Raw genomic sequence first — 24,928 nt, 5'->3', positions numbered from 1 at the left:
TCTTCGTGCTTGTCAGTGCACGAGGCACCGACCCTCATCGGTCAGTGCAGCGCACGATAGATTTCTTCGGCCAGCTCGCGCGAAATTCCGTCGACGGACACAAGATCCTCGACGCTCGCGTTCGTCACCCCGCGCAACCCGCCAAAGCGCTGCAGCAGTCTAGCCCGCTTCTTCGGCCCGACACCGGGGATGTCCTCGAGCTTGGAGCCGCCGGTGCGAACTGATGCACGCCGGGCGCGCATACCGGTGATCGCAAAACGGTGCGCCTCGTCACGGATCTGCGCGACCAGCATCAGGGCCGCGGAGTCCTTGCCCAGGTACACCTTCTCGCGGCCGTCGGCGAACACCAGTTCCTCCAGCCCGACCTTGCGGCCCTCGCCCTTCTCGACGCCGACGATCAGGCCAAGGTCCAGGCCCAGCTCTTCGAACACTTCGCGGGCCATCGCAACCTGCCCCTTGCCGCCGTCGACCAGCACCAGGTCCGGAAGACGCGCCTCGCCCTGCTGCGCCGCCTCGGCGAGCTTGGAATAGCGCCGGGTCAGCACCTGGCGCATCGCGGCGTAGTCGTCGCCGCCGGTCACGCCCTCGATGTTGTAGCGGCGGTACTGCGACGGCTGCATCTTGTGCTGCTCGAAGACGACACAGGACGCCTGCGTCGCCTCGCCGGCGGTGTGGCTGACGTCGAAGCACTCGATGCGGAAACTGTCGAAGTTCTCCGGCGACAGGTCCAGCGCCTCGACCAGCGCACGCGTGCGCGCCTGCTGCGAGCCCTCCTCGGCCAGCAGCCGTGCCAGCGCGAGGTCGGCACCTTTCACCGCCATGTCGAGCCACGCGCGCCGCTGCTCGCGCGGCTGGTGCAGCGCGGTGATCCTGACGCCGCTCTGCAGCGACAACGCCTCGATCAGCGCCTTGTCGACCGGGTGGCTGAGCACCAGCAGGGGCGGTACGCCGCCTTCGAGGTAGTGCTGCGCGATGAAGGCCGCCAGCACCTGTACCTCGGCGCTCACCGTCTGTCCAGGGCTGTCAGCATCTTCTTCGGCGGACAAGGCCGTCGCATCCTCGACGTGCTTCGGGAAGTACGCACGGTCGCCCAGGTGACGCCCGCCGCGCACCATGGCGAGGTTCACGCACGCCCTGCCGCCTTGCACCTTGACTGCCAGCACGTCTGCGTCCTTGTCCGAACCGGTATCGACTGCCTGCTGATGCAGCACGCGCGACAGCGCGCCGAGCTGGTTGCGGATCTCGGCCGCCTTTTCGAACTCCAGCGTATCGGCATGCGCCATCATCTGCGCCTGCAGCGCGTCCATGACCTCCTGCTGCTCTCCCTCGAGGAAGCGCACTGCGTTCTCGACGTCGCGCGCATAGTCTTCCGGCGCGACCAGCTTCACGCAGGGGCCGGAGCAGCGCTTGATCTGGTACAGCAGGCAGGGGCGCGTGCGGTTGTTGAAGACGGTGTCCTCGCAGGTGCGCAGCCGGAATACCTTCTGCAGCAGCTGGATCGACTCCTTCACCGCCCAGGCGCCCGGGTAGGGGCCGAAGTAGCGATGCTTCTTGTCGACCGAGCCGCGGTAGTAGGCCATGCGCGGGTAGTCGTGCGACGCGATCTTCAGGTACGGGTAGCTCTTGTCGTCGCGAAAGAGAATGTTGTAGCGCGGGTTGAGCGTCTTGATCAGGTTGTTCTCGAGCAGCAGCGCTTCGGCTTCGGAACGCACCACGGTCGTCTGCATCCGCACGATCTTCGACACCATGTGCCCGATGCGCGTGCCGCCGTGGTTCTTCTGAAAGTAGCTCGACACCCGCTTCTTCAGGTTGCCTGCCTTGCCGACGTACAACACGCCGCCGTCCGCGTCGAAATAGCGGTACACGCCGGGCAGGCCCGGCAGTGCGGCCACCTCGGCGAGCAGCTTGTCGCGCAACGGGTCGGTCGGGGTCTCGGAAGCAACGTCGGTCATGGGCGAAATTGTGCCGCGGCCCGGTCCGCCGCGATCACTGCGGGACAATCGCCCGATGCAATGGGACATCTTCTGCCGCGTCATCGACAACTTCGGCGACATCGGCGTGTGCTGGCGGCTGGGCGCCGACCTGGGTCGGCGCGGCGAGCAGGTCCGGCTGTGGGTGGACGACCCATCGGCGCTGGCCTGGATGGCGCCGGACGGCGCACCCGGCGTCGACGTGTGCGTGTGGGCCCAGGCCACGCCCCTGCCCGACCCGGGCGACGTGGTCGTCGAGGCCTTCGGCTGCGAGTTGCCGCCCGCCTTCGTCGAACGGATGGCGCGCCGTCAACCGCCGCCGGCCTGGATCAACCTGGAATACCTGAGCGCCGAGGACTACGTCGAGCGCTCGCACGGCCTGCCGTCACCGCAGTTCAGCGGCCCGGGCGCCGGGCTGCGCAAGCACTTCTTCTACCCCGGGTTCTCCGAACGCACGGGCGGCCTGATCCGTGAACCCGGTCTGATCGAAGCGCGGCTCGCGTTCGACCGCGACGCCTGGCTGGCGCAGCAGGGCTATGCCCGGCGCACGGACGAGCAGGTGGTGAGCCTGTTCTGCTACGACAACGCCGCCCTGCCGGCGCTGCTGGCCCACCTCACCGAGACGCCGACCCTGATGCTGGTGACACCGGGGCTGGCGGCGGCACAAGTGGCGCGCCTGCTGGGCCTGACGCCGCAGCCGGGGGGCGGGGCCGACTCCGGCCTGCTGCGGCTCGGCTGGCTGCCGCCGTTGCCGCAGGCACAGTTCGACCGGTTGCTGTGGGCGTGCGACTTCAACTTCGTGCGCGGCGAAGACTCCTTCGTCCGTGCGCAGTGGGCAGGGCAACCGTTCGTGTGGCAGATCTACCCGCAAGGCGATGGCGCGCACGAGATCAAGCTGGAGGCCTTTCTCGACCGCTTTCTGCGCCATGCCGAACCCGGTGTGGGTGAACGCATCCGCGGACTCTGGCGGGCCTGGAACGGCATGGCGCCGGGGCTCGGTCCCTGGCCGCCGGCCGACGCCTGGCGCTCGGCCGTGAAAAGCTGGCGTGATGCGCTGCTCGCCCAGCCCGACCTTGGCAGCCAGCTGCTCGGCTTTGTCAGGCAGACCGGCTAGAATATCGGGCTTTGCGCGTTCCTGGGTTCTCGGCAGCTGGTTGACGGTTGTGCTTGTGTGCAGCTGTTTGCGAGCGACGCCTTCCCATCCACTGTGATGTCTTTCATCTTGTGCCGGTAGAACGCGCCCTCACCTTCCGTTACTGGACTCACACCGACCCCAGACACCCTCAAAAGGGACCGCTATGAAGATTGCACAGGAAATTCGCGCCGGCAACGTGATCATGCAGGGCAAGGACCCGATGGTCGTCCTGAAGACCGAATACAGCCGCGGCGGCCGCAACGCAGCCACCGTGCGCATGAAACTCAAGAGCCTGCTGAACAATTCGGGCACCGAAGTCGTTTTCAAGGCCGATGACAAGATGGACCAGATCGTCCTCGACAAGAAGGAGTGCACCTACTCCTACTTCGCCGACCCGATGTACGTGTTCATGGACACCGAATACAACCAGTTCGAGGTCGAGGCAGAGAACATGGGCGACGCGATCAGCTATCTCGAAGACGGCATGGGCGTCGAAGTGGTGTTCTATGAGGGCAAGGCCATTTCGGTCGAACTGCCGACCACCGTCGTGCGCGAGATCACCTGGACCGAACCCGCGGTCAAAGGCGACACTTCGGGCAAGGTGCTGAAACCCGCGAAGATCGCGACCGGCTTCGACATCCAGGTGCCGATCTTCGTCGCTCAGGGCGACAAGGTCGAAATCGACACCCGCACGCACGAGTACAAGAAGCGCGTCTGAGTCGCTCACAGCCGCGCAACCGCATCAAGGGGCACCATTGGTGCCCTTTTGCTTTGAAGCCCTGCCTCGATGAAGACCGAACCGATCCGCCCCGCGCAGATCGACTTCACCGCTGACGGCGTGCCCTGGGCGCCGCAGTTCGGCGACGTCTATCACACGGCGGCCGGCGCACTCGATCAGGCACGGCACGTCTTCCTCGCGGGCAACGGGCTGCCCGCACGCTGGCAAGGGCGCGAGCACTTCACTGTGCTGGAAACCGGCTTCGGTCTCGGCAACAATTTCCTCGCAACCTGGGGGGCCTGGCGCGAAGACCCTCGGCGCAGTGAGCGGCTCTTCTTCATTTCGGTCGAGAAGCATCCGCCCGCGCGATCCGACCTGCAGCGCGTGCACACCGGCTGCGCACTGCCGGAACTGGCTCATCAACTGATCGCCGCCTGGCCACCGCTGACGCCCAACCTGCACAGCCTGTCGTTCGATGGTGGCCGCGTGACGCTGCTGCTGGCGCTCGGCGACGTGGCGCAGTGGCTGCCCCACCAGTTGTGCGCGTCGGTCGACGCGTTCTACCTCGACGGCTTTGCACCCGCCAAGAACCCTGAAATGTGGGACCCGCGCGTCCTGAAGGCCTTGGGCCGGCTGGCCTCTCCTGATGCCACTGCGGCGACCTGGAGCGTCGCCGGCAGCGTGTGCGACGGGCTGCGCGACGCCGGCTTTGCCGTCGAGCGCTCTGCCGGCTTCGGGGGCAAGCGCGACATCACCGTGGCCCGCTTCACGCCGCGCTTTCAGCGCCGCGAACCGCGCGGCTGGCAGTCGGCCGCAACGCACAGGCGCGAGGCGGTGATCGTCGGCGGCGGCCTCGCCGGTTGCGCCGCGGCCCATGCGTTGGCGCAACTCGGCTGGCAGTGCCGCGTGCTCGATCGGCAAGCACATCCGGCACAGGAAGCATCGGGCAACCCGGGAGGCCTGTTCCACGGCATCGTCAATCCGCAGGACGGCGCGCACGCCCGCTTCAACCGCGCTGCAGCGCTGCAGTTGCGAGCGCTGCTGCCGCACCTGCTGGTGCATCGGCCGATCACCGGCGGCTTCGACGGGATGCTTCGGTTGCAAGTACCCTCGCCGTCCAAGGACCTGGCCTTGGCGTCCATGCGGCGAGCCATCGAAGCCACCGGCCTGCCGCCCGACTACGTGCGCGCCGTCGACACCGCCGAAGCCCGCGGCCTGAGCGGCCTGCCGCTGGCCGGGCCGGCGTGGTTCTACCCGGGAGGGGGCTGGCTGCACCCCGGCGATCTCGCACGCTCCTGGCTGGAAGACTCACCCCGCGTGCAGTGGCAAGGCAACACGCGCGTGGATGCGCTGCGCCGTATCGGAGACAACTGGCAACTGCTCGATGCCAGCGGCGCAGTGCTCGCGCAGGCGCCGGTTGTCGTGCTCGCCAATGCCAACGATGCGACCCTGCTGCTGTCGCTGCGCCATTGGCCGGTGTCCGCGGTGCGGGGCCAGACCACGCTGGTGCCGTCCGATGTCCCCGGCTTGCTCGCGCCGTTGAAGCCGGTCGCCGGTGCAGGCTACCTGCTGCCCGCACACGCCGGCCACGTGTTGTGCGGCGCTACGACGCTGCACCGCGACTCCGATCCGGACGTGCGTGTCGGTGACCACCTGCACAACCTGGCGCAGGTCGAACGCATCACCGGCTCGCGCCCTGTCGTCGACGCGGCGCAGCTGCAGGGTCGTGTCGGCTGGCGCTGCGTCGCCGACGACCGCCTGCCGGTGCTCGGTCCAGTGCCCGACGAAGCGGCGCTGGGCCGATCCGGTGAGCGGCTCGACCACCCGCGCTTCGTGCCCCGTCGGCCCGGCCTGTATGTCTACACCGGGCTCGGCTCGCGCGGCATCACCTGGTCGGCCCTCGGCGCCCGTGTGCTGGCGGCGTGGATTGCCGGCACGCCCTGCCCTGTGGAGACCGATCTGCGCGACGCAGTCGACGCGGCACGCTTCGTCAGTCGGGCGGCGCGGCGTCCGCCGGGCTGAGCAAAGCTTCCAGGTCGCGGCGGATGCTGCGAACCTGCCACGAGCCGGCCACCACCAGGGAGCCGGCAGCCCAGAACAGAAAGGCCGCGCCGACCAGCGACCCGGCGGCGCCGAACAGCAGCGGCATCGCGGTACTGGAGACGTTGATCGCCATCATCCGCAGGCCCAGCGCCTGGCCGTGACGGTGCGGCGGCGTCACCTGGTGCAGCGCCGACATCACCATCGGCTGCACCGACCCGAGCGCCGCACCGAGCAGCACCGAGCACAAGCCCATCGTCAACGCCTGCTGCGTGAACGGGTAGACCACGAAGAGCAGCGCCGTCGAACTCATCGCCGCCAGCAGCACCCGCCATTCCTGCACGCGGTGCGCGACGACGGGAATCACCAGTCGCACCGCCGTCGCGGCGATCGAGAAGGCACCCAGGATGGAGCCGATCGCCGACGCGCTCAAGCCACGTTCGTGCCCCAGCACCGGCACCACGAAGGTGTGCACGTCCCAGCAGGTGGACAAGGTCCAATTGACGATCAACAGGCGGCGCAGCGGTGCGAACCCGAGCAGATCCAGCGCGGAAAGCACCGAGGCGTCGCCGTTCATCCCCGTCCGCGGCGCCTCGCGCGGCACCTGCCGCGCCCACCACAGCGTGGCAAGCGGCAGCAGCGCCAGGAAAGCGAATGCGGCACGAAAGCCGGCCAGGTCGATCAGCACGCCCGAGACGAACGGCCCCATGAAATTGGAGAAGGCCGGCCCGAGCGCGAGCCAGCTGAAGATGCGTTTCAGCTGCGTGGCGTCGCGCGCGCTGCGCCCCGCAGTGCGTTGGATGGCAACCAGCGCGAACGACGTGCCGCCGCCGGTCAGCAGCGCCGCGACGCACAGTGCCGCGTAATGCTGGAACGCCCAGGCAATGCACGCACCGGTGAACGACAGTGCAACGCCGATGGCAACCGGCCGGTGGTAGCCATGGCGATCAGCCAGCCGCCCGGCCGGCAACGACAAGGCCACCGGCGCCACCGCAAACAAGGCCAGCAGCACGCCCACCGACCAGGCCGAGTGGCCCTGGTCCAGCGCGAGTAGCGGCGCCGCCATGCGCGTGCCCGCCATGCAGGCATGCAGACACACCTGACCACCGATCAGCGCGACCAGCGGCCGCGGCATCATGGCGCGTCCTGCTCCTCGGCCGGCACGTCCTGCGGCAGCAGGCCCGCGGCGTCGGGCTCGGGCAGTGCCTCGACTGTTTTCAACGCCCGGCTCATCTGGCGGGTGCGAACCTCGGCCTTGTCCAGCGTATTGAGCATGCTTTGCGTCTGGTCTTTCACCTTCGCGAGCACGTCGCCGAATTTCGAGAACTCGGTTTTCACCGCACCCAGCACCTTCCAGACCTCCGACGAGCGCCGTTCCAGCGCCAGCGTGCGAAAGCCCATCTGCAGGCTGTTGAGCATCGCCAGCAGCGTGGTCGGCCCTGCCAGCGTCACGCGATGCTCTCGCTGCAGCGCTTCGACGAGCCCCGGCCGGCGCAGCAGTTCGGCATACAGGCCCTCAGTGGGCACAAACAGCACCGCGAAGTCGGTGGTGTGCGGCGGCGCCAGGTACTTCGCGCAGATGGTGCGTGCCTCGTCGCGGATGCGCATTTCCAGCGCCTTTGCCGCCAGCTCGGCGCCGTCGCGGTCGGCGCGCTCCTGAGCTTCGAGCAGGCGCTCGTAGTCCTCGCGCGGAAACTTTGCGTCCAGCGGCAACCACACCGGGGTGCCGTCGTCGGACCTGCCGGGCAGGCGGATCGCGAACTCGACGCGGTCGCGGCTGCCGGGGACGGTGGCGACGTTGACCGCGTACTGCTCGGGCGTGAAGACCTGTTCCAGCAGCGCAGCGAGTTGCATCTCGCCGAAGACACCACGCGTCTTGACGTTGGTCAGCACCCGCTTGAGGTCGCCGACGCCCTGCGCGAGCGTTTGCATCTCGCCCAGTCCCCGGTGCACCTGTTCCAGCCGCTCGGCCACCTGCTTGAAGCTCTCGCCCAGGCGCTGCTCCAGCGTGGCATGCAGCTTCTCGTCGACGGTCTGGCGCATCTGCTCGAGCTTCTTTTCATTGTCAGCGGCCAGCGCAGAGAGCTTCTGTTCGACCGTCGTGCGTACTTCCATCAGCCGGCGCTCGTTGGCGTCGGACAGCGCACGCAATTGCTCGCTCTGCGCATCGGCGAAGCGCTTCAGCGCGGCGTCCTGCGCCTCGCGCGCGGCCTGCGACTGCGCGGTCAATGCGCCAGTGGAGCTGCGCAGCGTGTCGGCCATCAGCTGCTGCATCGCCGCCAGCTGGGTTCGAAAACTGTCGATCTGCTCATTCTGCGTGCGGGCGACGTCGCCCTGCTGGGTCAGCAGCGTTTGCTGGAAGTTCGACAGCGTGCCGCCCAATTCCTGCCGCGTGCCTTGACTGGTTCGGCCCAGTTCTTCGCGCAGCCCCCGCTCGAGTCGCGCCAGCGCGTCGGTGTGCGCATGCGTCAGTGCTCGAAGCTCGTCGGCAGAGGCCGCAGCGGCCCGGGCTCGCAGGCTCCAGACGAGCCAGAGAAGCAGCAGCAGATTGGCCGCACCGAGCGCAGCCAGCCAGAAGTCGGTGGTCATGCGGTGATTGTGGCAGGGCGTCGGCCCTGCCGTCTCACCGACGAGCGAGCACCTCGGGGTTCAGCGGCGACGGCGGCTGGCCGGCCCGTGGTCCGCAGCCCAATGCGGCAATCAGGTTGTCGGCCGCGAGGTTGGCCATGGCCAGCCGGGTGCGCACTGTCGCACTCGCGATGTGCGGGGTCAGCACGACGTTGGGCACGTCCAGCAGGCCGGGATGCACAGCGGGTTCGCCCTCGAACACGTCCAGTCCGGCCGCTGCGATGCGCCGCTCGCGCAACGCTTCGGCCAGCGCCGCGTCGTCGACGATGCCGCCTCGGGCGATGTTGATCAGCGTGGCGCTGCGCTTCATCTGCGCGAGTTCCGCCGCACCGACCGCATGGTGGCTTGCAGGTGAATACGGCAGTACCAGCATCAGGTGATCAGACTCGCGCAGCAGCTCTTCCTTGCCGACATAGCGCGCATTCAACGACACTTCGATCTCCGGCGCCAGCCGCGAGCGGTTGTGATAGATCACCTGCATGCGGAAGCCATGAGCCGCGCGCCGCGCAATCGCCTGCCCGATGCGTCCCATGCCGAGCACGCCGAGCGTCGTGCCGTGCACGTCGCGCCCCATCATCATGTCGAAGGACCAGTTGCTCCACTGACCGCTGCGCAGGAAGCGCTCGGCCTCGGCCATGCGCCGCGCAGTCGCCAGCAACAAGGCGATGCCGAAGTCGGCCGTCGTCTCGGTCAGCACGTCGGGCGTATTGGTGCACAGCACGCCGCGTGCGCTGCAGGCTGGAACGTCGAGATTGTTGTAGCCAACGGCCATGTTCGCGACCACCTTCAGGCCGGGGCAGGCCTCCAGCACCGCGGCGTCGATGCGGTTGGTCGGCGTGAGATAGACGCCCTGCTTGCCCCGCAACCGCGCGATCAGTTCCTCGTGCGACCAGACGCGCTCTTCCTCGTTGACTTCCACGTCGAAGTGCTCTCGCAGGCGCTCGACCACTTGCGGAAACACCTTGCGAGCCACCAGCACTGCAGGTCTCATGTACTGCCTCCAAGGGCCGCGTCAGCGCAGCCAGATGAATGTGGTTACCGCGAACAAGGGCAACAGGATACCGAAGGACCACACCATGTAGCCGAAGAAGCTCGGCATGCGGATGTCGCGGTCTTCGGCGATCGCCTTCACCATGAGGTTGGGGGCATTGCCGATGTAGGTGTTGGCACCCATGAAGACGGCGCCGCCCGAGATGGCCGCCAGCACCGGCGCCAGCGTCGTCATCAGCACCTGCGGATCGCCACCGGCCAGATTGAAGAACACCAGGTAGGTCGGAGCGTTGTCGAGGAAGGACGACAGCAGGCCGGTGGCCCAAAAGTACATCGCCGGGATCGGTTGCCCGTCGGGTGAGGTGACGAGCTGCACCACCGGCGCAAACGGCCCGTTCAGGCCGGCCTTCAGCATCGCAAGCACCGGGATGATCGTCAGGAAGATGCCTGCGAACAATTTTGCCACTTCTGCCATCGGCCCCCAGCCGAACTGGTTCTGTTCGCGCGCCGCCTTCGGCGTGACGACCAGCGAGATGAAGGTGATCGCCGCCAACGCGCCGTCGCGCACGAGTTGCGGCAAACCCACCGCGGTGCCGAACACGTCGAATTCGATGCCCGGGCTCCATACGCCGCTCATCAGCACCAGCCCGACGACCGCGAGCAGCAGCACGAAATTCACCTTGCCCTCGATGCCGAAGCTCGGCGTGTCGGGCGTCGGGTCCTGCCGCGTCACGCCTTCCTTGCGGTAGTACCAGGTGTCGATCGCGTAGAAGAGCGCCAGCAGCGCCCCCACCAGGAACAGCGTCTCCGGGAGGATCGCCTTCGCGGTCCAGAAGAAGTCGACGCCCTTCAGGAAACCGAGGAACAGCGGCGGGTCGCCCAATGGCGTCAGCGACCCACCGATATTGGAGACGATGAAGATGAAGAACACGATCACGTGCGCGACATGCTTGCGGTTGTCGTTGGCACGGATCAGCGGACGGATCAGCAGCATCGACGCCCCCGTCGTGCCCATCACGCTTGCCAGGCACGCGCCGATCGCCATCAACCCGGCGTTCAAGGCCGGGCTGCCGTGCAGGTTGCCTCGCACGAAGATGCCGCCGGCCACGGTAAACAGCGCCGTCAGCAGGATGATGAAGGGGATGTACTCGGCCAGCATCGCGTGCACCAGCCCTGCACCGGCCGTCGGCAGGCCGAACACGGCGGCGAACGGCATCAGGAAGGCCAGCGCCCAACCGGCGGCCACCTTGCCGTAGTGGTGGTGCCAGAAGAAGGGGGCCACCAGCGGGATCACCGCGATCGACAGCAAGATGCCGGCGAACGGCAGCGCCCACCACACCGACAACGCGGCGCCATCCACATCGGCCGCAAACACCAGCCCGGGAGCCAGCAAGCCTGCGCACAATACTGCGGCGACGCGCAACACGCGTTTGATCATCTTCGTCTCTCGAATCAAAAGGAAATGGGCCGGGAGCCGGCGCGGCGGCGGCGGGACCTCAGACGCTACCGTGCACGATCACGACATGCACCCGGTAGGGGCCGTGGGCACCGAGCACGATCGTCTGCTCGATGTCACCGGTGCGCGACGGCCCGGACACCGTGTTGAAGCCGCGGGGAATCTCGCCGAGTTCGGCTCGCATCAGGTCGAAGGCGTCTTCCTGGCAACCGACGATGCGCTGCACATCGAGCAGCACGACGTGCGTCTCCGGCAGCAGGTGCGCCGTGGCCCAGGTTCCCGGGCTGGTGGCAAAGACCAGCGAGCCGGTCTCGGCCACCGCACAGAAGCAATCCGTCAGGCTGACGAGGTCCTCGTCGCGCGGCGGGCGGTGTTCCACCGTGATGCCGGCGTCCTGCCAAGGCAGGCGTTTGAGCGTCTCGTAGGCCACGGCGCTCGGCCCCAGGGCGTGCGCGCTCAGATAGCGTGCAATGGCCGCCGGCGCTTCGTGCCACGACGGTACCTCGTCGAGCGTGCTTTGCATCCGCAGCGCCATCTCGCGGAATTTGGCGAGCCGGTCGGTACCGATGTCCGGCAGCGGTCCACGAGGATGGCGCTGCAGCCAGTCGTCCGCCTCGTGCACCTCGGCGGCCTTTTCTGCATCGTCCCGGCCTTGCTGCTGCCGGATGCGCGCCAGGATGCGCTCGCGGGCGAGGGGTGTCTCCATATGGGGCCGGATTATAGAAATCCGTCCCTTACGCCCAGCTTCACGCGGCAAGGACCGCTCGAACGCCAAAAAAAGCGGGCCCACCGACTAGCCGTGGTGGCGCTGCAGCCGCGCCCGGATCTTCGGCTCGTATTGCCGCCAAGCAGCGCCAACGCCATGGGCAAGGCCGGCCGCGTCCAGCCGCACGCGCAGGGCAAGCAAGCGGCGCTCCGCGTCGAGCCGCTCCTCGCCCTCGGCATCTGCGAGCTTGCCTTCGGCTTCCCGCAGTTCGTTCAGCAGGCGTACTTCTTCGGGCACGTGGCCCGAGTTTTTCAGCACCCGCATCGCTGCACGCTGTTCGGCGGGCACCAGCCGGTCGTCGTCGAGCTCGAGCGGCCGGCCCTCGCCCGGCAGGCCGGACAGCTCGCCCGCTGCCACTGCGCGGGCGATGCGCTCCTCGGCCACCCATTCCAGGGCCGACATTGCCATACGCCCTACTCCAGGAACTTCGCGAACACCTCGACCGCTGCACGTTCGGTCTGCAGGCGGTTCTCGACCGCGTCCGGGTCGGCATGGCCCAGGGACATGCCGCACACCAGCATCTCTTGCGGCGGTGCGCCCAGGTGCTCCATGATGATGCGGTGGAACTGCGTGAACGCAGCCTGCGGGCAGGTGTCCAGCCCGCGGGCACGGGCGGCCACCATGACGTTTTGCAGGAACATGCCGTAGTCGAGCCAGGAGCCTCGCTCCATCACCCGATCGACCGTGAACATCAGGCCGACCGGCGCGTCGAAGAAGGCGTAGTTGCGCCCGTGCTGTGCATGCATGCGCGCCTTGTCCCCCTTCGCGATGCCGAGCAGGCCGTAGAGGTCCCAGCCGATCTTGCGGCGGCGGTCGATGTACGGGGACACCCATTCGCGCGGGTAGTAGGCGTATTCCTCCTGGTGCGTCGCAGCCACCGCCGGGTCGTCGTAGGCGGCCAGGATTTTGCGGCTCAAGGTCTCGCGGGAAGCGCCGGTGAGTACATGGACCTTCCACGGCTGCGTGTTGGTGCCCGAGGGCGCCCGCGATGCCACGTGCAGGATGTCTTCGATCACGTGCTTCGGCACGGGCGTCGGCAGGAAGGCGCGCACCGAACGGCGCGACGTGATCGCCGCGTCGACGATGGCGGCGGTTTCGGGCAGACCCGTCATCGGAGTTTCTCCAGGGCTTGCGCCAGCGCAGGCGGCAGCGTCGCCGGCCGGCGGGTGGTGCGATCGACATAAACATGGACGAAATGCCCGCGCGCAGCGCTGTGCGGCTCGCCCTGTGCAAACAGCCCGATTTCGTAGCGCACGCTCGATGCGCCGAGATGGGCGACCCGCAGGCCTGCCTCGACCGTCTGCGGGAAGGCCAGCGGGCCGAAGTAGTTGCACTGTGTCTCGACCACCAGCCCGATCACCTCGCCGGCATGGATGTCCAGCGCACCTTCGACGATCAGGTACTGGTTCACCACCGTGTCGAAATAGCTGTAGTAGACGACGTTGTTGACGTGGCCGTACACGTCGTTGTCCATCCAGCGGGTGGTGATCGGCAGGAAGTGACGGTAGGCGTTGCGCGCTTCAGGCTGGGGTCGGGACATGACTCGAACGATTATTCCATTGCTGTTGAAAACCGGTGGCCAGCGACAGCGTGCGCCGCTGGATCTCTACCGTCTCCTCGATCACGCGGCCATAGCCCCCGGCCATCGTCACGACCACCGGGATGCCGCGCGCATGCGCGGCCGCGAACACGCGGCGGTCGCGCTCCGCCAGCCCATCGACCGACAGCCGGAGCCGGCCGAGCCGGTCGCCCCGGTAGGGGTCTGCACCGGCCAGGTAGAAGATCAGCCCCGGCGGCCGGCCTTCATGGCGGTGCCACAACTGGTTCAGCGCGCCGTCCAATGCGTCCAGGTAGGGCTCATCCTCGCAGCCGTCGGGCAGTTCCAGGTCGAGGTCGCTCACCTCCTTGCGGAAAGGGAAGTTGCGCGCCCCATGCATGCTCAGCGTGAAGACGGTCGGGTCGTCGCGGAAGATCGCAGCCGTACCGTTACCCTGGTGCACGTCCAGGTCGACAACCGCTACGCGCAGCAGGGCCCTGCGTCGACGGTGCCACTCGGCCTGCATCAGCCGCGCGGCCACCGCAACGTCGTTGAAGACGCAGTAGCCCGAGCCCTTGTCCGCATAGGCGTGATGGGTCCCGCCGGCCAAGGTAGCGGCCACGCCGTCTTCCAGCGCAGCGCGAGCCGCCGCGATGGTCGCTCCGACCGATCGACGGGCCCGCTCAGCCATGCGTGCCGACCAGGGAAAGCCGATCTCCCGCTGCTGCGCCTGCGTCAGCCAACCCTCGGCGACCGCGCTGACATAGACCGGTTCGTGCGCCAGTGCCAGTTCGCCATCGCTCGCAGCAGGCGCCGGGCACAACCGGACCTCCGGCAACTCGCTCGCGACGCGATCACGTAACAGTGCGTACTTCCCCATCGGGAAGCGATGCCCTTCCGGCAGCGGCAGAACGAAGTGATCCGAGTAAAAGGCGCGCACCGGGCCCATTGTCGCGTCGCACCCGGCTTGGTGCCGTCGCGCGCGTGTCATTGCACCGCAGCAAATCGCACGCCTGAGAAGGCTCCGGCAGCCGGTTCTAGGTTCGCGGCCCTAAATTGCTGCAACGCAACAAAAAGGGCTTGCAAGCGGCGGATCAACCCCTATACTTTGACCCATGCTGCAGCGCAACATGAATGCAGCACCCCTCACTGCCACTCTGGAGGTTACTGAACCATGCTGACCGCTGAACAACTGATCGCCGCCCAAAAAGCCAATATCGAGACCCTCTTCGGCTTGAGCCAAAAGGCCTTCGAAGGCGTCGAGAAGCTCGTCGAATTGAATGTGCAAGTTGCCAAGGCTTCGCTCGACGAGGCCGCCGAGCACGCTCAAGCGGTGATGTCGGTCAAGGACGCCCAGGAACTGCTGGCCCTTCAAGCTGCCCTGCTCCAGCCGAACGCCGAAAAGGCCGCTGCGTACAGCCGCCATGTCTATGACATCGCCGCCGCGACCAACGCCGAAGTCGGCCGGGTCGCCGAAGCGCAACTGGCCGAAGTCCAGCGCAAGTTCATGGCCGTGGTCGACACCGCGGTGAAGAACGCACCCGCCGGCTCGGAGAACGCCGTCGCACTGGTGAAGTCTGCCGTCGCGGCCGCAAACAACGCCTTCGAGAGCGTGCACAAGGCCGCCAAGCAGGCTGCAGACGTCGCGGAAGCGAACTTCCAGGCTGTCACCAACACGGCGGTCAAGGCAGCGCAATCGGCCAAGCCTAAGCGCGCAGCCGCCTAAGTAAATGTGTGTGTCGGGGTTGAACTTTCCAGTGCAGCCCCGACTCTGTGGAGTACCGTGTTTTTCACGGTCTCCCTGAAAGGTTGTCTCCTCGGTACCTCTCGAAACCCTCCTTTCAAGGTACCTTCAGCCCGGTGGCTTGCCACCGGGCTCTTTTCTTTCCGGCCTCGCTTTTCGGCTTGCCTCGTGGCCTGCTCCTCAGCGGGTCTTTGCGGCAATCTTGGCCTTCAGCTCTGGCAGGGCGGCGAGCGCCGCTTCTCGCCCCGCCTGGATCACCCGGCCCCGCGCCGCGAAGTCGGAGCCGGCCACCCCGGGCAACCTGGGCACAAGCACGATGTCGGCGTCACGCAATTCGAGCTGGTTGATGCTGCGCCCCATGATGGCGAAGGTCTGCAGCAGCATGCGCATCGCGTCGCCCACCGGGTTGCCTTCGGGTGCGGACGAAATGTCGACCGCGATGACCAGTTCGGCGCCCATCTGGCGCGCGTAGCGCACCGGCACCGGCGAAACCAACCCGCCGTCGACGTACTCGCGGCCGTTGATGCGCACCGGCTGAAACACCGCCGGCACCGCGCTCGAGGCGCGCACCGCAACGCCTGCATCGCCGCGCTGGAACAGCACGCCCTGCCCACTGCCCAGGTCGGTCGCGACAATGCCCAGCGGCACCCGCATCTGTTCAATCAGCTTTCCACCGGTGTGTTGGTTCACGTACCGGGCCAGTGCCTCACCCCGGATCACGCCCCTGAACGGGAAGGACCAGTCGGTGATCATCAGCTCGTCCATGCCGTCCGCCAGCCTTGCGAGCTCCCTGCCGTCCTTGCCCGAGGCATACAGGGCGGCGACCAGACTGCCGGCCGAGGTGCCGGCCACGAAGTCAGGCTTGATGCCGTTTTCTTCCAGCACCTGCAGCACGCCGATGTGCGCGAAGCCCCGTGCAGCCCCGCCTCCCAGCGCCAGACCGATCCGCGGTGGCCTGGGCGCCGGCAACGGCAGGACCGCCACCGGTGGCTCCGCTGTAGCAGGCGGCTGCACCGGCGGCGTCTGGCAGGCAGCCAGCGTCGCGAGCAGGAGACCGACGACCCATCGACGCGGCCCGCGCATCGAACCATCCGGGATTCCAGGGAAGCGCAGCAGACACGACATGGGCGCGGATTCTATCGGCGGCTCCGATGTCGGCCAGCTCCAAATAACGATCATCGATAACCAACAAACGAAACTGTAGTTCTCTTTTATATAGAGCCCTCCTAAAGTGCCTTCTCGGCCCTGCCGGCGTGCCGCCGGCGTGGGCTCCGACCAAGGATTTCCATGGATTGGCTCGCAGTCATTAGCGGTTTTGGAGTAGGCGCCATCGTCGGCATGACGGGGGTGGGCGGCGGCTCGCTGATGACCCCGCTGCTGATCTCGGTCTTCAAGCTCAACCCGGCCACCGCCATCGGCACCGACCTCTGGTTCGCGGCCATTACCAAGACTTCGGGTTCCATCGCGCATCACCGTCACGGCCAGGTCGACTACCGCATCACCGGCCGGCTGCTGATGGGCAGCATCCCGGCCGCGATCGCGACGATCGCCTTGATGCACTACACCGGCGTCACCAAGGGCTGGGCCAGCGCGCTGACCTTCTCGCTCGGCATTGCGCTGCTGCTGACTGCCCTGACGGTCGCCTACAAGCAGGCGTGGCACCGAGTCGCGTTGCGGCTGCAACGTTGGCTGCCGGAACACCGCAAGCCCGCACTGACGGTCCTGGCCGGGCTGATCCTCGGCGTGCTGGTGTCGCTCAGTTCCATCGGAGCGGGTGCCATCGGCGCCACGTTGATCCTGTTTCTCTATCCCCAGCTCGAAACCCGCCGCCTGGTCGGCACCGACATTGCGCATGCCGTACCGCTGACGCTGGTCGCCGGCATCGGTCACGCCACGCTAGGCCACGTCGACTGGGGCCTGCTCGCCGCGCTGCTGCTCGGCTCGATCCCCGGTATCTGGATCGGAGCGCAGCTCACCCGCAAGATGCCCGACCGCCTCGTGCGCGCCCTGCTGTGCGTGTCGCTGGTGACGGCCGGCCTGAAGGTCATTCACTGAAGAACCCACGATGTATCAATACACCGAGTTCGACAAGCAGTTCGTCAAGCAGCGCGCCGCGCAATTCCGCGACCAGCTGGAGCGCAATCTCGCCGGCCAACTGGACGACGAAGACTTCAAGGCGCTGCGCCTGCAGAACGGCTGGTACATCCAGCGTCATGCGCCGATGCTGCGCATCGCCGTGCCGTACGGCGAGCTGAACAGCGCGCAACTGCGTACGCTGGCAAAGATTGCACGCGAGTACGACCGCGGTTATGGCCATTTCACGACGCGCCAGAACCTGCAGTTCAACTGGATCCCGCTGGCGCGTGGCGCCGACGTGATGGACGAGCTCGCGGCCGTTCACATGCACGGCATCCAGACCTCGGGCAACTGCATCCGCAACATCACCAGCGACGCCTTTGCCGGCATCGCGCCCGATGAGACCATCGACCCGCGCCCCTACTGCGAGATCATGCGCCAGTGGTCGACGCTGCACCCTGAATTCGCCTTCCTGCCGCGCAAGTTCAAGATCGCCGTGACCGGCGCCGCGGAGGACCGTGCCGCCATCGCCTGGCACGACATCGGCCTGCAGATGCTGCGCAACGATGCCGGCGACGTCGGCTTCAAAGTGCTCGTCGGCGGCGGCATGGGCCGCACGCCGATCACCGGCACAGTGGTGCGCGACTTCCTGCCGTGGCAGCAGATCCTCGTCTACATCGAGGCGATCGTGCGCGTCTACAACCGCTACGGCCGGCGCGACAACATGTACAAGGCGCGCATCAAGATCCTGGTCAAGGCCGAAGGCCCGCAGTTCATCCAGGACGTGGAACAGGAATTCCGCAACATCCTCGACCACGACGTCGACGGCGCCGCCCACATCATCAGCCAGGAAGAACTGGACCGCGTCGCGCAGTACTTCGACGTGCCCGAAGGGGTCCGCTTCGAAGCGGCCAATGATTCCTTCGGCGCCACCGTCACCGACGCGCCGGCGGCCTACCAACGCTGGCTCGAACGCAACGTGCACCCGCACCGCTTCCCCGGCTACCGTGCAGTCACGCTGTCGCTCAAGCGCGTGGGCCAGGCGCCCGGCGACGTGACCGACGAGCAGATGGAGTTGGCCGCCGACATCGCCGACCGCTTCAGCGCCGGCGAAGTCCGCGTCACGCACGACCAGAACCTGGTGCTGCCCTGGGTGCGCGAGGCCGACCTGTATGCACTGTGGCAGGCAGCGAAGGCCGCCACCTTCGCGACGCCCAACATCGGCCTGCTGACCGACATGATTGCCTGCCCTGGCGGCGACTTCTGCGGCTTGGCGAACGCGCGCTCGATCCCGATCGCCGGCGCCATCGCCGAACGCTATCAGGACCTCGACGAACTCTATGACATCGGCGAGATCGATGTGCACATGAGCGGCTGCATGAACTCCTGCGGCCACCACCACACCGGCCACATCGGCATCCTCGGCGTCGACAAGGATGGCGCCGAGTGGTATCAGATCACCCTGGGCGGCTCCGACGGCACTGTCGCCAGCGGCAACTCGGTGGCCGGCAAGGTGATCGGCCCGTCGTTCGCGGCCGACGAAGTGCCCGATGTGATCGAAGCCGTGATCGAGACCTATCGCACCCATCGTGCGGCGAGCGAGCGCTTCGTCGACACGGTCAAGCGCGTCGGCCTGGAGCCGTTCAAGACCGCGACCAACGCCGTGCGCCGTACGACCGGCAACAAGGCCCTGGCCGCTTGAGGACGAACACGATGGAATTCATCACTTCCGACAAGGACTTGTGGGCTGCAGTGCCCGAGGACGAGGCCGTCGTGCCCGCCACCAACACGCTGCTGACCTGGGCGCAATGGCGCAACGTGCGCGAGCAGTGGCCGGCCGGCCTGCCGGTGGCCATCGCCTTTCCGAACGACGCCGATATCGAGGACCTGAGCCCCGACCTGTCGCGCATCGCGCTGGTCGTGCTGCACTTTCCCAAGTGGACCGATGGCCGTGCGTACAGCCAGGCGCGCCTGTTGCGCGGGCGCTATCGCTATGGTGGCCAGGTGCGCGCCACCGGCGACGTGGTCGTCGACATGGCACCGTTGCTGAGCCGCACCGGCTTCGACAGCGCAGTGCTGCGCGCCGGCCAGAACCCCGAGTTCGCGCAGCGCGCGCTCGGCTTCTTTCCGGCCTATTACCAGGGCGATGTGCATGAACACCGCCCGCTGTTCAATCGCGGAGCCTGAGGACATGGGGGCGATCGAACTCTACGCGCGGCACACGCCCGACTTCGCAGCGAAACTGGCGCATGCGCAGGCGCTGCTGCAGGCGTCCGCCAACGAGCACGCCGGGTCCATCGTGCAGGCCACCAGCCTGGGCGCCGAGGACATGGTGCTGACCGACCTGATCGCTCGCAATGGCATCCAAATCGCCGTCGGCACCCTCGAAACCGGCATGCTGCACGACGAGACCGTCGCGCTGATCGGTCGCATCGAGGCCCGCTACGGTTTGAAGCTCGAGGTGTATCGGCCGGTCGCCGAAAGCGTCGTCCACTTCGTACAAAGGAACGGCGACAAGGCGATGTACCAGAGCATCGAGCTGCGCAAGCAATGCTGTGGCATCCGCAAGCTGGAGCCACTGTCGCGCATGCTGAAGGGCCGCAGCGCCTGGGTCACCGGCTTGCGGCGCGAGCAGTCGGCCAACCGCGGCGAGGTACCGTTCAGCGAAGACGACGACAAGGGCCTGGTGAAACTGAACCCGCTGGCCGACTGGACCTGGAACGACGTGTGGCATTACATCGCCACCTACGATGTGCCCTACAACCCGCTGCACGACCAGTTCTATCCCAGCATCGGCTGTGCGCCCTGCACGCGCGCGATCGCAGTGGGCGAAGACTTCCGCGCCGGCCGCTGGTGGTGGGAGGACGAAAAAGCCAAGGAGTGCGGGCTGCACGTGACAGAAGAGCAGCCCGCGGTATCGATGATTGGAGCCCGAGCATGAACGCCCCCGTGAGCGTCGACAAGCTGTTGCCGGAACTGGACCGCCGACACCTGGACTGGCTGGAAGAAGAAGCCATCTTCATCCTGCGCGAAACCGCTGCCGCCTTCGAGCGCCCGGCGCTGCTGTTCTCCGGCGGCAAGGACTCGTGCGTGGTGCTGCGCCTGGCCGAGAAGGCCTTCAAGAACAGCCAGGGCAACGGCCAGTTCAAGGGCCGCCTGCCTTTCCCGTTGCTGCACGTCGACACCGGCCACAACTTCCCCGAGGTGATCGAGTTTCGCGACCGCCGCGTGGCCGAGATGGGCGAGCGCCTGGTCGTGGGTCATCTCGAGGACTCGATCAAGCGCGGCACCATTCGCCTGTCGCACCCGCTCGAATCGCGCAACGGCCACCAGACCGTCACGCTGCTCGAAGCCATCGAGGAACACCGCTTCGACGTGCTGATCGGCGGCGCCCGCCGCGACGAGGAGAAGGCTCGCGCGAAGGAACGCATCTTCTCGCACCGCGACAGCTTCGGCCAGTGGCAACCCAAGGAGCAGCGGCCCGAGCTGTGGACGCTGTTCAACACGCGCATCAAGCCCGGCGAGCACATGCGCGCCTTCCCGATCAGCAATTGGACCGAACTCGACGTGTGGCTCTACATCGCTCGCGAGAACATCCCGTTGCCTCACCTGTACTACAAGCACGACCGCGACGTGGTGCGCCGCAAGGGCCTGCTGGTGCCCGTCACCGACGTCACGCCGGTGCAGGCCGGTGAAACCGTCGAAAAAGCCCAGGTGCGGTTCCGCACTGTCGGCGACATGACCTGCACCTGCCCGGTGGAAAGCGATGCCGCCACGCCGGCCGAGATCGTCGCCGAAACGCTGACCGTGACCGTCAGCGAGCGTGGCGCCACCCGCATGGACGACCGCACGTCGGACGCCTCGATGGAGCGCCGCAAGAAGGAAGGGTATTTCTGATGTCTCTGGAAAACACGCCCCACCGCGCCCTGCGCTTCCTGACGGCAGGCAGCGTCGACGACGGCAAGAGCACGCTGATCGGGCGCCTGCTGTTCGACAGCCGCGCCATCCTGGCCGACCAGCTCGACACGCTCGAGAAGCGTGCCGCCGGCCAGCCGATCGACCTGTCGCTGCTGACCGACGGCCTGGAAGCCGAGCGCGAGCAAGGCATCACCATCGACGTGGCATACCGCTACTTCGCGACCAAACACCGCAAGTTCATCATCGCGGATGCACCCGGCCACGAGCAGTACACCCGCAACATGGTGACAGCCGCGGCCGGCAGCGATGCCGCCGTGGTGCTGGTCGACATCACCAAGCTCGACACCACCGCCCTGCCCGTCACGCTGCTGCCGCAGACGCGGCGGCATGCGTTGCTCGCCCACCTGCTGCGCGTGCCGAGCATCGTGTTCGCGATCAACAAGCTCGACGCCATCGAGCAGCCCCAGGCGGCCTTCGAGGCGGTGCGCGACGCGCTGCTGGGTTTCACCGAGCAAGCCGGCATCCAGGTCGCGGGCATCATCCCGGTCTCGGCGCTGCGCGGCGACAATGTCACACAGCCGCTCGATGCACCGTGGTATGGGGGCCCGTCGCTGCTGCAGCTGCTCGAGTCGTTGCCGACCACCCAGGAGCGCGACAGCGGGCACCTGCTGCTTCCCGTGCAATACGTCGCCCGCGAAGGCGAAGGCACCGGCAACCAACCGCGCACACTGTGGGGTCGCATCGCGCACGGACAGGTCAAGGCCGGCGACCACGTGCAGCTGTTCCCGAGCGGCGAGATCGCCACAGTCGCCGAGGTGCGCCGCGCCGGCGAGGTGGTCGACAGCTGTGCGGCCGGTGAATCGGCCGGCCTGGTGCTCGACCGCCAACTCGACGTTTCGCGAGGCGACTGGATCGCGACGCCGCAGTCCGTCAAGGACAGCAACCGCTTCTCGGCAACGCTCGCCTGGCTCGATACCGAACCCGCCGTGGTCGGCCGCAAGTACTGGGTGCGCCATGGCAACCGCTGGGTGCAGGCCCGCATCTCCTCCATCGAGAGCCGCCTGAACATCCACACGCTGGAAGCCATCGACGCGCACGAGCTGGCGGTCAACGACATCGGTCACGTGGTGATCGAGACGCAGCAGCCGCTGCCGGTGGAGTCCTACGAGGACAACCGCGTCGGCGGCGCGCTGATCATCGTCGACCCGACGAGCAACCGCACCAGCGGCGCGCTGCTGGTGAAGGCGGCACTCTGAACGGAAGGCAACGCGGGATGGGCAAGGTCGCCTTCATCGGTGCCGGCCCCGGCGCAGCCGACCTGATCACGCTGCGCGGCGCGCGGCTGCTCGCACAGGCTGACGTGGTGCTGTTCGACGCATTGACCGACCCGGCGCTGCGCGAGCTGGCTCCCGACGCCCGCTGGGTCCATGTCGGCAAGCGCGGCTTTTGCGACAGCACCGGCCAAGCTGCCATCAATGCGCTGATCGTGCGACACGCACGCGAGGTGCATCTGGTCGTGCGCCTCAAGGGCGGTGACCCGAGCGTCTTCGGCCGACTCGAAGAGGAACTCGAAGCCGTCGCCGAAGCCGGGTTGCACGCCGAAGTGGTACCGGGTGTGACTGCAGCGCTGGCAGCAGCCGCCGGCACACAGCGCCCGCTGACCCGCCGCGGCAGCGGCCGCAGCGTCAGCCTCACCACGGCAATGACACGCACCGGCGAGCTGCATGCCAGTCGCAGCGCCGACACCGAGGTGTTCTATATGGCCGGCAAGCAGTTGGGCGCGCTGTCGCGCCGGCTGCGCGACAGCGGCTGGCCCGCCGACACGCCGGCCAGCGTGGTCTCGCGTGCCGGCTGGCCCGACCAGCTGCACAGCGAGCACACCATTGCCGAACTGGCGCGAGCCAGCCTGCTGCACGCGGGGCGCCCCACCGTCGTCGTCGTGGGCGCCGGAGCCCGTGCCGTCGTGCTGGAGCGCCCAGCGTCCCAGGTTGCGACATCCGGCATCGTCAGCGAGGACATTGCGCCAGACCAAGGCCTCGGGCAAACCCTCAGGCCCTAGAATCACGCGTTTGGTGCACGAGCGCGACGGCGCCATCGCCGCGTGGCAATCGCCTCAACCAGCGCACACAGAGTAACCGCCAACCACAAGAGACCGCCACCATGACCCACGTAGTGACCGAGGCCTGCATCCGCTGCAAGTACACAGACTGTGTCGACGTCTGCCCGGTGGACTGCTTCCGTGAAGGCCCGAACTTCCTGGCCATCGATCCCGACGAATGCATCGACTGTGCGGTGTGCATTCCCGAGTGCCCGGTCAACGCCATCCTTCCGGAAGAAGACGTGCCCGGCAACCAGCAGCACTTCATCCAGCTCAACGCCGAACTGGCCAAGCAGTGGCCTAGCATCACGAAGCGCAAGGAAGCGCTGCCCGACGCCGACGAGTGGAAGGACAAGACGGACAAGCTTTCCGAGCTGAGCCGCTGAAGACCGGGTCGAGGCTCTGATGGAAGCACCGCAAGGCGTGATCGAAACCGACGCGGTCATCGTCGGGGCCGGGCCGGTCGGCTTGTTCCAGGTGTTCGAGCTGGGCCTTCTCGAGGTCAAGGCACACATCATCGATTCGCTCGCCTACCCTGGCGGGCAGTGCATCGAGCTCTATCCCGACAAGCCCATCTACGACATCCCAGCCGTGCCGGTGTGCACAGGCCGGGAGTTGACTGACAACCTGCTCAAGCAGATCGAACCCTTCGGCGCGACCTTCCACCTCGGCCAAGAGGTCTCGGTCGTCGAAAAGCAGCAGGACGGACGTTTCCGCGTCGAGACTTCGAAAGGCACCAGCTTTCTCACGCGCACGCTCTTCATCGCTGCAGGCGTCGGCGCCTTTCAGCCGCGGCTGCTGAAAATCGACGGCATCGAGAAATACGACGGCACCCAGGTGTTCTACCGGGTGAAGAATCCGGGCGACTTCGCAGGCAAGCACCTCGTGATCGTCGGTGGCGGTGACTCCGCGCTCGACTGGTCGCTCAATTTTGCGCAGGAAGGCCCTCATCGGGCTGAAAGCGTGATCCTGATCCACCGCCGCGACGGCTTCCGCGCCGCGCCGGCTTCGGTGGCCAGGATGCACGAACGGTGCGCGGCAATGGAGATGCAGTTCGTCGTGGGCCAGATCAGCGGCATCGACGAGGCCGGTGGCCGGCTCACTGGCGTGAAAGTCATGGGCAGCGATGGCGTCACACGTGTCGTACCGCTCGACGTGCTGCTGGTGTTCTTCGGCCTGAGTCCCAAGCTCGGGCCCATCGCCGAATGGGGTCTGGCGCTCGAACGCAAGCAGATCCTGGTCGACACCGAGAAGTTCGAGACCAGCATTCCCGGCATCTTCGCGGTGGGTGACATCAACACCTATGCCGGCAAGAAGAAGTTGATCGTGTCCGGCTTCCACGAGGCCGCATTGGCGGCCTTCGGTGCCGCGCCCTACATCTTCCCGGACAAGCGCATTCATTTGCAGTACACGACGACCAGCCCCAAGCTGCACAAGGTGCTCGGGGTCGAAACGCCGACTTTCGACGACTGAATGCATCGCGCCTTGCAGCTTGCTTGAAAACCAGCATATAATGCGAGGCTCTGTTCCCCGATAGCTCAGTCGGTAGAGCGCCGGACTGTTAATCCGTAGGTCCCTGGTTCGAGCCCAGGTCGGGGAGCCAAGAAATCAAAAGCCAGCAGGTCAGCGCCTGCTGGCTTTTTTGTTTTCTGTATGCAGCTGTGCTGTCAGGCTTGCTGGCACTGATTGCCACCAGCTGTGTGATGGTGAGCTCGACGGCGTCAGTGCGCTTGCAAGGAGCGGCCCATTCCGGGTGCCCCGGTTAAGGGCATCCGAGCGCCTGGCTGATGACAGCGACCTGTGGCAGCAGATGGTCGTCGCCCCCCAGCCGCCCGGTCGGCCAGTGGCCGGC

Annotated in this window: 24 protein-coding genes and 1 tRNA gene; 14 read left to right on the top strand and 11 right to left on the bottom strand. The window is 66.9% G+C overall.

Annotation, left to right across the window (positions count from 1 at the left end; genetic code table 11):
- Positions 1-41: 41 nt before the first annotated feature.
- The gene (gene uvrC / locus M8A51_RS12795) at positions 42-1,952 is read right to left on the bottom strand and encodes an excinuclease ABC subunit UvrC (protein ID WP_251778846.1); all 1,911 of its coding nucleotides are present in this window, start codon (positions 1,950-1,952) and stop codon (positions 42-44) included.
- A gap of 55 nt (positions 1,953-2,007) precedes the next feature.
- Here uvrC and earP point away from each other — a divergent pair, with 55 nt between their 5' ends.
- The 3 genes from earP to mnmC all read left to right on the top strand — a co-directional run bounded on the left by earP (position 2,008) and on the right by mnmC (position 5,845).
- Positions 2,008-3,084: an elongation factor P maturation arginine rhamnosyltransferase EarP gene (earP, locus tag M8A51_RS12790; protein ID WP_251778845.1), complete on the top strand. Its 1,077-nt coding sequence runs from the start codon at positions 2,008-2,010 to the stop codon at positions 3,082-3,084.
- A gap of 184 nt (positions 3,085-3,268) precedes the next feature.
- Complete coding sequence (efp, locus tag M8A51_RS12785) at positions 3,269-3,823, top strand: elongation factor P (protein ID WP_251778844.1); 555 nt, start codon at positions 3,269-3,271, stop codon at positions 3,821-3,823.
- A 69-nt stretch (positions 3,824-3,892) separates the two neighbouring features.
- Positions 3,893-5,845: a bifunctional tRNA (5-methylaminomethyl-2-thiouridine)(34)-methyltransferase MnmD/FAD-dependent 5-carboxymethylaminomethyl-2-thiouridine(34) oxidoreductase MnmC gene (mnmC, locus tag M8A51_RS12780; protein ID WP_251778843.1), complete on the top strand. Its 1,953-nt coding sequence runs from the start codon at positions 3,893-3,895 to the stop codon at positions 5,843-5,845.
- On the opposite strand, the gene M8A51_RS12775 is transcribed toward mnmC, so the two are convergent.
- The 9 genes from M8A51_RS12775 to M8A51_RS12735 form a co-directional block, all read right to left on the bottom strand.
- Positions 5,814-6,998, bottom strand: a complete 1,185-nt coding sequence (locus M8A51_RS12775; RefSeq protein ID WP_251778879.1) for an MFS transporter — start codon at positions 6,996-6,998, stop codon at positions 5,814-5,816. The two genes, mnmC and M8A51_RS12775, sit on opposite strands and share 32 nt — an antisense overlap.
- Positions 6,998-8,452, bottom strand: coding sequence for a DNA recombination protein RmuC (rmuC, locus tag M8A51_RS12770; protein WP_251778842.1), 1,455 nt, complete (start codon positions 8,450-8,452; stop codon positions 6,998-7,000). Before rmuC ends, M8A51_RS12775 begins: the two co-directional genes overlap by 1 nt.
- Before the next feature lie 34 nt (positions 8,453-8,486).
- Positions 8,487-9,482, bottom strand: coding sequence for a 2-hydroxyacid dehydrogenase (locus M8A51_RS12765; protein ID WP_251778841.1), 996 nt, complete (start codon positions 9,480-9,482; stop codon positions 8,487-8,489).
- Positions 9,483-9,503: 21 nt separating this feature from the next.
- On the bottom strand, positions 9,504-10,919 hold the full coding sequence (locus M8A51_RS12760; protein ID WP_251778840.1) for a sodium:proton antiporter: 1,416 nt from the start codon (positions 10,917-10,919) through the stop codon (positions 9,504-9,506).
- Between the two features lie 58 nt (positions 10,920-10,977).
- Complete coding sequence (locus tag M8A51_RS12755) at positions 10,978-11,643, bottom strand: LutC/YkgG family protein (RefSeq protein ID WP_251778839.1); 666 nt, start codon at positions 11,641-11,643, stop codon at positions 10,978-10,980.
- A gap of 87 nt (positions 11,644-11,730) precedes the next feature.
- The gene (locus M8A51_RS12750) at positions 11,731-12,111 is read right to left on the bottom strand and encodes a DnaJ family domain-containing protein (protein WP_251778838.1); all 381 of its coding nucleotides are present in this window, start codon (positions 12,109-12,111) and stop codon (positions 11,731-11,733) included.
- Between the two features lie 5 nt (positions 12,112-12,116).
- Positions 12,117-12,815 (bottom strand): nitroreductase, encoded by a 699-nt coding sequence (locus M8A51_RS12745; RefSeq protein ID WP_251778837.1) that lies wholly within the window; start codon positions 12,813-12,815, stop codon positions 12,117-12,119.
- Positions 12,812-13,243, bottom strand: coding sequence for an acyl-CoA thioesterase (locus M8A51_RS12740; protein WP_251778836.1), 432 nt, complete (start codon positions 13,241-13,243; stop codon positions 12,812-12,814). The genes M8A51_RS12745 and M8A51_RS12740 overlap by 4 nt, the downstream gene beginning before the upstream one ends.
- Complete coding sequence (locus M8A51_RS12735) at positions 13,224-14,180, bottom strand: histone deacetylase family protein (protein WP_251778835.1); 957 nt, start codon at positions 14,178-14,180, stop codon at positions 13,224-13,226. The genes M8A51_RS12740 and M8A51_RS12735 overlap by 20 nt, the downstream gene beginning before the upstream one ends.
- Positions 14,181-14,414: 234 nt before the next feature.
- Here M8A51_RS12735 and phaP point away from each other — a divergent pair, with 234 nt between their 5' ends.
- Complete coding sequence (phaP, locus tag M8A51_RS12730) at positions 14,415-14,966, top strand: TIGR01841 family phasin (RefSeq protein ID WP_251778834.1); 552 nt, start codon at positions 14,415-14,417, stop codon at positions 14,964-14,966.
- Positions 14,967-15,164: 198 nt separating this feature from the next.
- On the opposite strand, the gene M8A51_RS12725 is transcribed toward phaP, so the two are convergent.
- The gene (locus tag M8A51_RS12725; RefSeq protein ID WP_251778833.1) at positions 15,165-16,067 is read right to left on the bottom strand and encodes a patatin-like phospholipase family protein; all 903 of its coding nucleotides are present in this window, start codon (positions 16,065-16,067) and stop codon (positions 15,165-15,167) included.
- A 204-nt stretch (positions 16,068-16,271) separates the two neighbouring features.
- Between M8A51_RS12725 and M8A51_RS12720 the strand changes: the two genes are divergently transcribed.
- The 10 genes from M8A51_RS12720 to M8A51_RS12675 all read left to right on the top strand — a co-directional run bounded on the left by M8A51_RS12720 (position 16,272) and on the right by M8A51_RS12675 (position 24,679).
- Entirely contained in the window at positions 16,272-17,039 is a 768-nt protein-coding gene (locus M8A51_RS12720; RefSeq protein ID WP_251778832.1) for a sulfite exporter TauE/SafE family protein, read from the top strand.
- Between the two features lie 10 nt (positions 17,040-17,049).
- A complete protein-coding gene (locus tag M8A51_RS12715; protein WP_251778831.1) occupies positions 17,050-18,762 on the top strand; it encodes a nitrite/sulfite reductase in 1,713 nt (570 codons plus the stop codon).
- An 11-nt stretch (positions 18,763-18,773) separates the two neighbouring features.
- A complete protein-coding gene (locus tag M8A51_RS12710; RefSeq protein ID WP_251778830.1) occupies positions 18,774-19,247 on the top strand; it encodes a DUF934 domain-containing protein in 474 nt (157 codons plus the stop codon).
- Positions 19,248-19,251: 4 nt separating this feature from the next.
- Positions 19,252-20,001 carry a phosphoadenylyl-sulfate reductase gene (locus tag M8A51_RS12705; RefSeq protein WP_251778829.1) on the top strand — a complete coding sequence of 250 codons (750 nt, stop codon included), beginning with the start codon at positions 19,252-19,254 and terminating at the stop codon, positions 19,999-20,001.
- Positions 19,998-20,957, top strand: a complete 960-nt coding sequence (gene cysD / locus M8A51_RS12700; protein WP_251778828.1) for a sulfate adenylyltransferase subunit CysD — start codon at positions 19,998-20,000, stop codon at positions 20,955-20,957. The genes M8A51_RS12705 and cysD overlap by 4 nt, the downstream gene beginning before the upstream one ends.
- Positions 20,957-22,234: a sulfate adenylyltransferase subunit 1 gene (locus tag M8A51_RS12695; RefSeq protein WP_251778827.1), complete on the top strand. Its 1,278-nt coding sequence runs from the start codon at positions 20,957-20,959 to the stop codon at positions 22,232-22,234. Before cysD ends, M8A51_RS12695 begins: the two co-directional genes overlap by 1 nt.
- 17 nt (positions 22,235-22,251) lie before the next feature.
- Positions 22,252-23,037 carry a uroporphyrinogen-III C-methyltransferase gene (cobA, locus tag M8A51_RS12690; RefSeq protein ID WP_251778826.1) on the top strand — a complete coding sequence of 262 codons (786 nt, stop codon included), beginning with the start codon at positions 22,252-22,254 and terminating at the stop codon, positions 23,035-23,037.
- 101 nt (positions 23,038-23,138) lie between these two features.
- Positions 23,139-23,462, top strand: a complete 324-nt coding sequence (gene fdxA / locus M8A51_RS12685; protein WP_251778825.1) for a ferredoxin FdxA — start codon at positions 23,139-23,141, stop codon at positions 23,460-23,462.
- Between the two features lie 19 nt (positions 23,463-23,481).
- Positions 23,482-24,549 carry an NAD(P)/FAD-dependent oxidoreductase gene (locus M8A51_RS12680; RefSeq protein ID WP_251778824.1) on the top strand — a complete coding sequence of 356 codons (1,068 nt, stop codon included), beginning with the start codon at positions 23,482-23,484 and terminating at the stop codon, positions 24,547-24,549.
- A 54-nt stretch (positions 24,550-24,603) separates the two neighbouring features.
- Positions 24,604-24,679, top strand: a tRNA-Asn gene (locus tag M8A51_RS12675).
- Positions 24,680-24,928 lie beyond the last annotated feature (249 nt).

This window comes from Caldimonas mangrovi, from assembly GCF_023721835.1.
In the GTDB taxonomy this organism is placed as follows: Bacteria; Pseudomonadota; Gammaproteobacteria; order Burkholderiales; family Burkholderiaceae_C; genus Caldimonas; species Caldimonas mangrovi.
Note: the sequence above shows the minus strand (reverse complement) of the source record. Positions and strands in the feature narration are given on the sequence as shown.